At 47.5% G+C, this 12,894-nt stretch carries 7 protein-coding genes; all 7 read right to left on the reverse strand.

Going from position 1 to position 12,894, the window contains the following annotated elements; genetic code table 11:
- Positions 1–698 precede the first annotated feature (698 nt).
- On the reverse strand, positions 699–1,679 hold the full coding sequence (locus tag BM049_RS04145; protein WP_091528898.1) for an acyltransferase family protein: 981 nt from the start codon (positions 1,677–1,679) through the stop codon (positions 699–701).
- A gap of 139 nt (positions 1,680–1,818) precedes the next feature.
- Positions 1,819–4,605, reverse strand: coding sequence for a glycoside hydrolase family 16 protein (locus BM049_RS04150; RefSeq protein ID WP_143079451.1), 2,787 nt, complete (start codon positions 4,603–4,605; stop codon positions 1,819–1,821).
- Between the two features lie 338 nt (positions 4,606–4,943).
- Positions 4,944–8,066: a hypothetical protein gene (locus tag BM049_RS04155; protein ID WP_091528900.1), complete on the reverse strand. Its 3,123-nt coding sequence runs from the start codon at positions 8,064–8,066 to the stop codon at positions 4,944–4,946.
- A 28-nt stretch (positions 8,067–8,094) separates the two neighbouring features.
- On the reverse strand, positions 8,095–9,429 hold the full coding sequence (locus BM049_RS04160; RefSeq protein ID WP_091528901.1) for a glycoside hydrolase family 30 protein: 1,335 nt from the start codon (positions 9,427–9,429) through the stop codon (positions 8,095–8,097).
- 147 nt (positions 9,430–9,576) lie between these two features.
- Positions 9,577–10,404, reverse strand: coding sequence for a carbohydrate ABC transporter permease (locus tag BM049_RS04165; protein ID WP_091528903.1), 828 nt, complete (start codon positions 10,402–10,404; stop codon positions 9,577–9,579).
- A 2-nt stretch (positions 10,405–10,406) separates the two neighbouring features.
- Complete coding sequence (locus tag BM049_RS04170) at positions 10,407–11,387, reverse strand: carbohydrate ABC transporter permease (RefSeq protein WP_091528904.1); 981 nt, start codon at positions 11,385–11,387, stop codon at positions 10,407–10,409.
- 159 nt (positions 11,388–11,546) lie between these two features.
- Positions 11,547–12,893, reverse strand: coding sequence for an ABC transporter substrate-binding protein (locus tag BM049_RS04175; RefSeq protein WP_091528906.1), 1,347 nt, complete (start codon positions 12,891–12,893; stop codon positions 11,547–11,549).
- Position 12,894: the final 1 nt, after the last annotated feature.

The raw sequence follows: 12,894 nt of genomic DNA on the forward strand, positions 1-12,894 counted from the left end.
CTTTTTCTGCTAATTTTATGCGTTTATTATTTAGATTATATTGGTTTTCTCATTTGTCCTTTCCTTGCTTAAGCCTTACAGCACCAGGGACTTTTCACTTTTTTGTCACTTAATGCATAAAAAATAACAGCATTTTATAAACAGCCTTGACTCCCTTCTTATTGAGCGTTACATTAAACTCAAATAAAGAAAGGATGTATTAAAATGCTCCCAAATCTGATGTCTGTCCCTTGCAGCAATCCGGAGTGCAGATCAACCCTAAAAGGGACTAAGTTTAAAGAACACCCCCATCATTCCTATTGTTATACTCAACGCTGCCCTAAATGCAAAAAGAAAACGTACATCAAAGCAGACGGATCCCCTTACGACCTGTAATACTCTTGAAGTCTTTACAGCGCTTCTTTATTTCGTAATTCAGGTAAGACATTATACCATGATATACCGATCAGTATCTATTATAAGGAAAGCCGCCAAGCGCTGGCGGCTTTTTTCATCTTAATTAAGTTCTTTTGGAACAAGTGGGACCCTTTATCGCTGGAACTTGTCCCGAATAGCCAGATGCGACACGAGTGGTGCTGATTTTGAGCGCCACTTGTTCCGGAAACAGCTCAGCGGGACAAGTGTGCCAGAATTTCCTCGTCACTTGTCCCACAAAAGGCTTTTCTTGATGGTCATACGCGCAGACCTTCGCGTATGGTCTACTTTTTAAGGACTGTCCTGTTCACGTAGTCATCCAGCATATAAAAACCGATGCCTGAAGCGATGGGGATCGTCAGAAACATTAGTACATACACGATCCCGGTGAAATCCGGCAGGCGTTCGTGCAGGAACCAGAAATAGAACATCTGAGTCAGGTAGATATGGAGCGACGCCTGACCGATCAGGATGAACGTCCTGTCCAGCAGCGATGCCTGGTCCACTTTCAGATACTTCATGCCGATCATGATGATGAACAGCACATAAAAATAAGACGGCGCATGCTGACTGTGCCAGTATTCTTCAACGATCAGTTCCCAGTTATAGTAGTGAACCGCCGTGATATAAGTCAGACTCGCTGCGGCTGGGATCACGACCCACTTTAGCTTGATGGTCGACTTTTCCAAGGCATACCATATCCCCAAGGTCACTGAAAACAGATGCCGGATGATCAGGATGCGGTATAAGCTCCCGGAGATGTTCAGCCAGAAAGACATCAGATCGATCAGCAGACTGACGAAAAACAGCAGGATCATCATTTTAGTCGGCTGCTTTTTCAGGATCAGATAGATGAACGGGATCAGGATCGTTGCCTGGATCAGCAGCGGAATAAAGTAACTGCCCGGACCGTATCCGCCTTCCAGAAATCTCAGTAAGAGTTCGCCTATATTCCTGTTGTCAAAGTAGAAGAACTGGATCAGCACCTGCATGAGCCAGATGACGCCAAACGGCAGCAGGATGCGTTTGGCTTTGTTCAGAAAATAATGGCGGGCAAAGATGTCAGGAAGATTTTCATATCCCTTTCTCATAAAGGCGTTGGCGGCGTTAAAGCCCATTAAGATCATAAACACCGGAACTGTCTGCCAGATGTAAAAAGGCGCATAAATATCATACAGCGTGGCATTGGACAGGCCGTGGATAAGGATTACGGAAATGATCGCCAGTGCCTTGATGACATCGATCGTAACATTTCGCTTTGCCATAGTACACCTCTTTCTTAAGAAAGAGTATACGGCCTTATGATTTTTGGGACAACTTAAACGCTTGTATCCAAACAACGCAAAAGCGCGTGTCAGGATAGGTGGTATCCTGACACGCGCTCTCGCTTTCAGCTGATCTTGCTTAGTCTTTTTTAAAGACTTTCATTCCCAGTCCGCCTGCAAGCCCGGTCAGACCGAGTGCACCGACTGTCCAGATGCCTGTTGCTGTGTCAGGCAATTTCTCGCCGTCTTCATCATCAGCGTCTGATTTATCTTTGTCTTTCTCTTCATCCTTGTCATCGTTCATATCGTCTTTCTCGTCATCTGTTTCGTTTTCTTTCTTATCGTCGTTCTGGTCGTCTTTACCTTCTTCACCATTGACAGGGGTTTCGCCATCGACAGGTGTGTCGCCGTCTTCAGGGTCTTCTTCGTCCACAGGTTCTTCTTCATCTGCAACGAACTCGACTTCTGTCAGGCTGACATTGTCGATCATGACATTGTAAGGCGTTTCCAGTTCTTCTCCATCCGGCAGTCTGCCTAAGCCAAACAACAGCTGTAGGTCTTCACCGTTTTCGATCTCGACGATTGCTTCATAAGTGTTCATGTCTTCGTTCACCGTAAAGTCCATGACTTCAAGTCCTGAACGAACGAGTTCGACGCGCACGTTTCTTTCTTTATCCGAAGCCATATCAAAGGAGAGTCTGTAGGTGCCGTCTTCGATTGCACCAAGGTTCTGGTACAATTGGATCTGCCACCAGTCCCAGCCGACCTGGGTGATCTCAGCATTGACGACACCGTCAACGACTGAAAACCCTGCCAGACCTGCCCAGTTTTCATAGTCGCCCTGGTTATGGATGTTCCATGTTGACAGGTCATCCGCAGTGCCGAAGTCAGTTGTATTATCAAACATACCGTCTTCGATCAGGTTGTCGCCGACTTCGACCCATTCGCCGTCTTCTTCATCAGGCGCTGGTTCTGCCGGTGCTTCTTCGACAGGCTCCGCTGCTTTCAAGACGATGTTGTCCAGGGTCATGTTGTAAGGAACTGCCAGCTCTTCTTCGTCGATTTCGCGACCAAAGCCGAACATGAGGCTTTCCGTGTCCGCGCCGACGTGGAAGACCATTTCATATGTTTCTTCTGTTTCATCGACAGGGAAGACTTTGATTTCATCGCCTGACCCCACTAATTCCACACGCATGTCTCTTGCCAGCTCGGAAGACATATCGAAGGTCAGCTTATACGTGCCTTCTTCCAGTTGCATGTGCTGCATCAGTTGTATCTGCCACCAGTTCCAGCCTACTTGCTGGATCTCAGTGTTCAAGACGTTGTCGACAACAGAAAAGTCTGCTTTTCCGCCGTTTGGATCATGATCCGCCATCAGGAAAGTCTTCCATGTGGCGTCGCTGTCAGGGTCTCCGAAAGTCGTTGTCGTATCAAACGATCCGTCTTGGACAAGGTTCTCGCCGACGCCTTCCCAGTTTGCAGGATCGCGGTCCAAGTCGTCTGACGGTTCTTCAGGTTCTTCGACCGTTTCTTTTAACGGTGATGGAGACTTGTCATAGTTGGCATTGGCATCTTCATAAACACGGACATAGTCCACTTCGACTTGTCCCGGGAATGCTGTTGACGCATCCGGTTCGCCGCCGTACCAGCCGCCGACAGCCAGATTCAGGATCATGTAGAAGTCCTGGTTGAATGGTGCTGGATATTCGTAATGCTCTGTATACCAGTCGCCTGTTTTATAGTACAGTTCATCGTTGACATACCATCTGATTTCTTCCGGTTCCCATTCGACACTGTAGGTGTTGAATTCTGTCGTGCTTCCTGCGTCAAAGTGATAATCGCCGGCCAGATAGGTGTTGTTCGGCCATACATCGCCGAAGTGGATCGCTCCGCCGATTTTATCCGTATTGGCCCCGGCATTTTCCATGATGTCCAGTTCTCCGGACGCTGCCCAGCCACCGTACGTATCGTCCTGCGGCATCATCCAGAAAGCCGGCCAGTAGCCTTGTCCTTCAGGCAGTTTCATGCGGGCTTCAAAGCGTCCGAACGTCTGACTGAACAAGCCGTCTGACAGGATTTTTCCTGATGTGTAGTCATAATCTCCCTGTTCATCTGAGATCTGTTCTTGTCTTGCTTCCAGGATCAGTTTGCCGTCTTCAACGGTGACATTGTCTTCATGGTAGTACTGCTTCTCGTTGTTCCCCCAGCCGGCTATCCATTCGTCGCCGCTCCAGAATCCGTTACCTTCGTCGATGCGCCATTTGGAAAGGTCAAGGCTCTCACCATCGAATTCATCGGCCCAAGTCAGTTCCCATTCTTTTTCGCCTGTATCTTCCTGCACTTCACCCAATGAGACGAGTGACACATTGTCAAAGGTCAATGTGTGTTCTTCTTCCGGCGTCAGTTCGCCTTCATGCTGCACGTTCCCGATCAGGAATTTCAGGTGCATCGTTGCCGCCTGAAGGGTTTCGAACTCATGCGTAAACGTTTGCATCTCTTCGGTCACATAAAAGTTCTCTTTCAGGTTGCCTTTGAAATTCGTATATTCCAGAACGACTGGACGGGCGATGCTTGATTTGGCATCGAATGAAAGTTTGTAACGGGTGTTTGCTGCCAAGTCGACGTTTTCCTGAACGAACTGGGATGACCAGCTGATCGGCACGCCCCACTCTGCGTGGATGCCGGCAATCTTATGTACCGTTACCTCCGCCTGATCGTTCACGGTCGTAAATGTTGCCTCTCCACCGAACTCATGCATCAGACCCCAGCTGTCAGTTCCCTGACTGAAGTCTCCATTGGTCAGAAGGTTTGCATGTTCTTCTGCTTCCACTGTCATGACAGCGTCTTCATTCTGCAGTTGACTTAAAACTGCCGGTCCCATCAACAATAATCCGCAAATCACGGCCACTCTTTTCTTGTTCTTCATCTGTTTCCTCCATTTTTTGTTGAATTTTTTTATAAAAATAGAGAAGGTGCTACACCTTCTCTATTCACTTATAAACATAAAATAAAACTATTAGATGCTTCCAAATGCTGCTATTCAACTTTCTTTTAGAAGGGGGCGTCTCCGCTTTCGGAGACGTTCCGTCTTATGTCTTAACTTTTCTGAACCTGAACGTCAGGAGTAGCGACTGTTTTAGTCAAAACTCCTTTAGTTTACACCGAATCTACAGAAGTTTCGGATGTTTTTGCGTCCACTCCTGAAGTTAAGCATTAAACTTCAGGAGTTTCGGCTTAAAAGTCGGGCACTTCTTAAGATAAAGCTTAGTCCAGCGCGACAGTGATCGCTTTAACTTCTTTGTTTCTGATTTTCTCTGCCCATTCGCCTGTAACGCCATTGGCATCAAAGGTTTCTGTTTCACCGGATTTAAGCTCGACGGTGTAGGCGTTTGGTTTCACGCGGTCTTCACCGTACGTCGCTTTGGACGTGTCGTTGATGTAGGTCACTTCGATTTCACTGAATAAAGTGAAGGTGATTTTTCTATCAGAAAAGAAATCAGCAGGCAGGACTGGCTCGAGTTTAAAGGTCAGTGCGTCTTCCATGGTGAATGGGGCTTTACCGATGAACATTTCTACCCACATGTTTAGGAATTCGACTGTCGAACCGCTCAATCTTGCCACGAAGCCTTTGCCGTGCAGACTTTCATCCGGGTTGGCACTGCTTGCGATAAAGGATGAGTTTTCAAGGATGCTTCGACCATAAACTTTCGGATCATTGAAGACCACGAGTCCGGTCTTGATTTCTTCGTAAAATTCATCGTACAGGCCAACTTTGACCAGTTCCAGCAGATACTTGTAAGCCATGTGCAGGAAGACCGATTCGTTTTCCAGCCACCCTGGGGTGAAGAACTTCGCACGGCCCAGTTCGATCGGCTCGTCATTGATGCTGGCACTTGTTTTATACATACCCAGTTTCTTGTCATACAAGTCACTGGCCTTCACTTTACCGTATAACTCACGCGCTTCTGTCGTATCGCCGGAGATCTTCATCTTCTTGACGACACCTTCCAGGAACGGTGTCACAGGATGCGGCTGCATCTCAGTGATTTCGCCTTCTTTAACGGTCGCTTCAAAGTAGATGTACGTTGGAATGATCTCTGTATCCAATCCTTCCACATTGTCCACTGCTTTTTCCATGACTTCTTTGAACAGGCTGATGACCTCTGCGGCCATGTCTTCTGTGCAGGTCACCAGTTTAAAGCTGTTCTTGCCTGCGATGGACGCGCGGTAACTTTCACGGACTTCCGTCAAGGCTTTCCAGGCATCCAGATCAAGCGTGTCGATGTCGCGGAGGACATCTCTTAAATGCAGCAGGAATTCAGAGGCTTCTACAGGTAAGGCGATACGCTGCTTGTTGTCCACGTCACTCAGACGGTCGACCAGACGTTTCAGTTCGAAGAGTTCAGATGTTCCGGCACCAAACATGCCCGGCAGGCCGTTCATGGCGTCGTTCCAGCCTGGTTTGCCGCCTTCCATCTCTACACCGAGACCAAAAGGTGCCAGCGTGGAGACTTTGTTGGCTGCAAGTAAGATCAGCTTGCTGAACAGACTCGTTTCAACAGGCTTGCCGTCCGTATCTGTCTCGATCCACATGTGTTCGCCTTTTTTATGGGCGGCCATTTTTTCTTCGTCTTCATGAACAGCGTCGTACTGGCGCCAGCCGAGCTTGCCCTGCTTCAGTTTTTCGCTGAGCGGACGGACACTGGCCGGGCTGTTGAAGAAGCGGTAGCCGCCGCCAAAGTATGCATCGTCCGCTTTGTCCGGATAGATCGCCAGGTAACTATCGATAAGATCCAGGTTGTATGTCCAGTGATCGCTCCAGAACCCTTCACCGTGATCGGCTTCCAGGGCTTCCTTGCTCGCACTCAGGACATCGGTCAGGAAGGCTTCAAACGATTCCGTTAAGGTGATGTCTTCTTCTTCCACGAATTTTTTCAGACTGCCTGGTGTATACCCGTCTTTTGATTTTTCAAGCCAGTTGTCGGCCTGCTCTTTAGAAAAGCCGAAGCCTGTGAAGTCAAAGCTGTCATCTTCCAGAGTATATTTCACTGTTTTGATGGACAGCGGGTTATAACCGTCCAGCTGGATCAGGCTCATGAACTGACGCAGGTTGCGGTCAGCCACTTTCGGTTCGAAGAAGGTGTCCAGACGTCTGTTCTGATTCATGTCGCGGTAGTTCCCGTTCCCCTGTGAATAGTACTCAGGTGAGATCGAGAAGAAGTTGTAATCGCGCTCCAGATCCCCGTGCTTGCGGGAGTACAGGTAGAAGACTTGTTTAGCCTGGTCGTTTTCAAAGACGACCGGGAACCCGCCGCGGATGCCGTTATCCAGATAATTCTGTTTCACGTATTCATCAAAGGCTTTGTTCGCTGTCTTCGTTTCCACACGGCTGGTGAATGCTTTCGCCAGTTCCATGGCAGACGTTTTGTATTCAGAAAGCTTTTTAGCGGTGATATGTTGTTGAATAAAGTCGGCAGCTTTTTCTCTGTCTGTGGTCTGACCGAATACGCTGGTCAGTGTCATGGCGCCGTGGCCTTTCAGATCGATGTCAAACGGTGTAAACGCCGCACTCACTTTGTTGGTACCGATCTGTTTTGTCGTGTCGAGCGCATCTTGTCCGTAGAACGCTTTAGGTGTCAATAATGTCAGATCATTGCCGAAAATCACGTCACGGTCAAAGACGGGGGTCATGAATTCTTCCTTGTTCTCTGTCTGCATGAGCGAGACGTAGAAGTTTCCTTCGTCATTCTGATCGACTTTCGCATCGTCTGCTGTACTTCCTCTTAAGAAGTAGTAGGCAAACTGGTCTTGTTCGACTGAGGCATCGAACCAGCTCTTGAAGGTGTTGGAGATGGATTTATAGCCTGCATCATCCACGTGTGCCGGGAACATGCTGGCCAGTCCGTCTACCCCTTCGATAGAGATGGGTTCGTCACGCAGGTTCTTGAATGTCACTTCGCGGACCAGACCGGGAATGGCCTGATGCGGCAGTGTATAGTACACGACCGTCATTTCAATACCTAAATGCTTGTGGGTATGTTTCAGTTCCAGATGATTATCCGAAATGATCATCTCGTCCTGTATGACATCACTTTCTTCATTGAATGGTTCATACTGGAACCGTTCTTCTGAACGTGTCCCTTTCAGGAATGTACGGAAGCCTTGTGTCCCGACATACTGATACGCTTTGTTTGCCGGAAGGAATTCCAGCATGGCGTTGTCTTTGTTCTCGACACCAAAACTGGCCATCCCCTGTCCTCTATTGACATAAAATGCCCACAGAGGGATACCGTCTGTTCCGGAGATCCCGGGAAGGAAACTGGCAAACGGACTTGCCGCCTGGAAATCTTCGATCTTGAATCGTCCGTCTTCTAATAATTTATACACGCTTTGTCAACCTTTCTATTGCAAATCTTTACGCCTGTTCAGATACGACCGTCGTGATGCTGTGAGCCGGTACGTGAACAGCTGCTCCTTCGTTATCAAGTGATAAAACTAAATCGGACGCTTTGTCTGTTTCGTTCAACAGGACAGTGACGAGCGAACCGTCTTCGTTTTTGAATGCCACAACGGATAAGTCGTCCCCGCTCAAGGTCACGTCTACACGCTCGGCACCGGGTCTGATGTACTTGCTCAAGTGACCGATGAAATAGTATGAGCTGTTGTAGTGCGCAACTTTTTCTTTTGTATCAGCAATGATCGGTGCGTCACAGTAGTTGCCAACGTGGTTCGGTCCGCCTTGTTCATCCAGGACGATGTTCCAGTCCAGGAATCCTTCAAGCCAGTTGTTCATGTCGCCGATGATATTTCTGGCGTAGCGTTCACCTGTATGCCAGGCGCCTAACTGTACGCCGCCTTCGATACAGCCTTCGGTAAAGATCATGTGCTTGTCCGGGTATTTGTCATGGACTTTTGAAAGAGCTTCGAAGTCTTCTGACATATACCAGTGGTTCCCCACGCCCCAGACCCCTTTGTTGGCTTCTGGATCGCTTAACACGGTGTCGGCACGCTCAAAAATAATGTCGCGGTTGTGGTCCCAGATGATGATGTTGACATCGAGGTTCTCTTCTTTGAAGACGCCGGACAATACTTTGACCATTTCCGCTTCCTCTTCCGCTGTGAATTCACATGAATCCCACGTCTGAGTGGCAGCCGGTTCGTTCTGAACAGTGATCGCAAAGGTTTCGAAACCTTTGTCCTTCATTTCTTTCAGGTAACGCGCAATGAACTGCGCCCAAAGCGTGTAATATTCTTTTTTCAGCTTGCCGCCGTTGTTGCGTTCGCCGTTCGTTTTCATCCAGGCAGACGGGCTCCACGGTGAAGCAACGAGCGTCAGTGGCTCGCCGGCGATTTCCTGAGCACGACGCAAGGTCGGCAGGACCCATTTTTCTTCGCGGTCCATATTGAATGTTTCCAGTGTTTCGTCATTCTCTTCGATATAATCGTAATTTTCAAGAGAAAAGTCACAGCTGGCAATGTGCAGACGTCCCAGCGTGTAGCCTAACCCATTCTCTTTATTATAATAGGCCTGAAGGATGCTTTCTTTCTTCTCTGCTGGTAACTGGTCCATCGTATACGTCGCTGATTCAGTCAGCGCACCGCCAAACCCCATCCAGGTCTGGTATGTTTGTGTGGAATCGACCGTGACATGTGTGGTCGAGTTGTCCGTTACTTCTTTAATAGAAACAGGTTGCCAGAAACTGTTGTCTGCTTTCACAGACTGAACAGCTGTTACAGTACGTTTCGTCATCTTTTAAATCATCCTTTTTTGTTCGTGAGTGAACGTGATTTGAATAGTGTTCTGTTGGAATAAGGGTATATTTTGGCTGGAATTTTCCACAAAAAAAGTACTATGCTCTACAAAACACATAGATGATAGTACTTTTAATGTCCAAGCTTACCCTTTAACTGCACCTGCAGTGATACTTGAAATAATATATTTAGACAGGAACAGGAAGGCAATCATGATCGGCACCACGGAAATGGCGATACCCAGGTAGATCGCACCTAAGTTAGACGCAACCGGAGACCCTTGTAATTGACGGATCATGATCGGCAAAGTGTACAGTCTTGGTGAGCGAATGATGACCAACGGGAACAGGAAGTTATTCCATGAACCGATAAAGGTAAAGATACCCATCGTTGCGATCGCCGGCATCAAGATCGGCAGGACCAGTCTGTGGAACATATAAGTCTCGCTGGCACCGTCGATTCGACCGGATTCCAGGATAGACATCGGCATCGTCGTGATGAGGAATTGTCTAAAGAAGAATACGGTGAAGGGTGCTGCAATCGCCGGAATGATCAACGGCCAGTAAGTATCCAGGATACCGAATGTGCTGGCCAGGTCGTATAAACCGATCAGACCGAGCTGGCCGGGAACCATCATCATGACGATGAACGTGATGAAAATGACGTTTTTCGCTTTGAATTCATATACGACAAGGGCAAAAGCTGTCAGTGCCGAGAAGTATGAATTCAATACTGTGACGGATACCGCAATGATCAGACTGTTTCGGAACCCGATCCAGATGTTGATATAGCTGTTCAGGATATCATAGTTATCCATCAGCGCATTGCCCGGGATCAGCGTGAATCCTCTTAAGATCTCAGAGTTTGAACGGGTCGCATTGATGATCATCATATAGAAAGGGATGAAGCAGATGATGACAAGTAAAACGAGGAAGAAATAGATCACGCCTCGTGCTGTTTTAATTTTTCCCATGATTATTTTCTCCCTCCTTTTTTGACTTTCACTTGACTGCGGTACATTGTTTTAAATGTAATGGCTGAGAAGACGATGGTAATGATAAAGAGTCCATAGGCGATCGCAGCGGAATAACCGAAGTTGGCATAACTGAATCCCTGGTTATACAGATAGATAACCATCGTGTTCAGTGCGCCTCGGGGTGCGCCGCGCCCGTCTGTCATCAGCAGCGGCAAGTCGAAGATCTGCAGTCCACCGATGATGGAGGTGATAAAGACGTAAAGCAGGATCGGCTTCAGCTGAGGCAGCGTGATTTTAGTGAAGGTATCCCACCAGTTAGCGCCGTCGATATAGGCTGCTTCATAAAAGTCTTTTGGAATACCAGAAATACCGGCCATCAGGATGATGAAGGTATTACCGAACCACATCCAGGCACCAATCAAGGCGACCCATCCCTGTGCCAGCACAGGATCATTCAGCCAGTTGATCGGACGATCGATCAGGTTTAGGGTTAAAAGCATCTGGTTCAGTGAACCATAGTTCCAGTCCAGCAGGATACTGAACAACAGCGCGACCGAAGCGATCGTGATGATGTTCGGCAGGAAGAATAATGCTCTGAACGTATTCAGACCCTTCAGTTTCAGACGCATGTCCGAGAATAGAAGTGCCAGCCCCATCGCGATCGTGATTTGAATGGCAAAGTTCACACCCCAGATTTTTATCGTATTGAAGAAGGCTTCATAAAAGAATGAGTCTCCTATCAGTCGGGCGTAATTCTCAAATCCGACAAAATCAGCATTTTCGATACCGCCCAAACCTGTATAGTTGGTCAGGGAGTAATAAAATGTCAGTAAAATCGGATAAATGTTGAATGACAGAAATACGATGACAAAGGGTGCAATGTAAAAATAGGGATGATTGTGGTTCTTTTTCTTGGTTTTTCTTTTAGAAACTGCAGCAGTCGAATCAGCAGCAACTGTCTGATCGTCAGTTTTATTCATAATCAATCGTTTCCTTTCTATGTGTCGATCATAAAAGCATGTCAATTCTGATTCGACACACTTGGCTCAAAACTTCTCACTTCTATGCTTTAACAATTAATATAGGGGGCTTTAATCAAGCCAGCCCCCTATGTTTAATTGTTCTTCGTTTAATTATTCTTAGTTAGATTCAGGTACTTCGATGTCTGGGAATGCGTTCTGTACTTCTGCATAGAACTCTTCCAGTGCTTCATCTTTAGTCAGTACGCCGTCAACATATGCACCAACGGATGCGCCGAACATTTGGTCTAAGCGCTGGTCGTAACGTGTGACGTTACTTGGGTCGATTTGTTCCGCACGTTCCAGGAAGAATTCGTAGTGGTTCTGTCCGCCAAGGTAGTCATCTGAGTAATCTTGAGCAACTTCTTCCATAACTGGTTTGTAGCTCAATACGTCACCTGTTTCTTCTACCCATTGTGTCAGGAATTCTTCGTCGTTGACTAACATTTGGATAAAGTCGAAGGCTACGTCTTTGTTTTCTGATCCTTCATAAATACCGATCCATGTTCCGCCCTGGAAGTATGCTGATGGACCGTTTGTGACTGCCCAGTCGCCTGCTGTTGCCTGTGCGTCTGTTTTCAGTACTGAGTGCAAGCCCCATGTTGGCAATGATACACCGAAGACTTCTGTTGTTTCTTCGCCTTCTGCCATCTCTTCCCAACCTGCATTATATGTGATCGGTTCGTTGAATGATGCGTACCATGCTGGTGACCATGCTGGTGCAAGAGCTGAATACTCGTTGTCACGAAGTTCTTTAGCATAGTCGAAGTAAGATAGACGGGCATCTGTCATTTGCAGTTCGTTGTTGTCGTTGACCCAAGGCTCAGGGTTGTTGCCCATTGTGTAAGGAGCGATCGATCCTTCATCCGGGAATAAACGGTATCCAGCGTTTGCAAGTTCTTCACCGGCATCCAGCAGGCCGTCCATTGTTGAGAACATTTCGCCGATTTCGTCCGGATCGTCTGTGCCGAATACTTCATCAGCGATGCTTCGACGGTAGTAGATGCCGCCTGGTGTTGTCTGCCATGATAAAGCTTTCATTTCGCCGGCTTCGTTACGGCCTAATTCCCATACATAGTCAAGATAGTCGTCTGACCATTCGTCAACGTTGTATTCGTTCAAGTCCATCCAGTAGTCCTGTTCGATCCAGTCTAATAGGTAAACGATCTCACCTGTGAAGATATCTGGTGCGCCGCTGCCTGATTCAAGAGCCGGACGTAATGTATCCACATAGTTTTCAGTCGGGATGATCTGCAGGTCGATGTTGACGTCTGGGTTTCTTTCTTCAAATACTTCGATCGGATAAGCTAACTCGTCGGTAAATGAGTTGATGACTAAATCAACACTGCCTTCGCCTCCGCCGTTTGAATCGCCGTCTGCGTCAGATCCTGTATCTGTATCTGATCCACATGCTGTCATTAATACTGCTCCGCATAATAAGCTTGCTAATTTCCATGAGTTTTTCATT

The organism is Alkalibacterium subtropicum (genome assembly GCF_900112455.1).
Lineage (GTDB): Bacteria > Bacillota > Bacilli > Lactobacillales > Carnobacteriaceae_A > Alkalibacterium > Alkalibacterium subtropicum.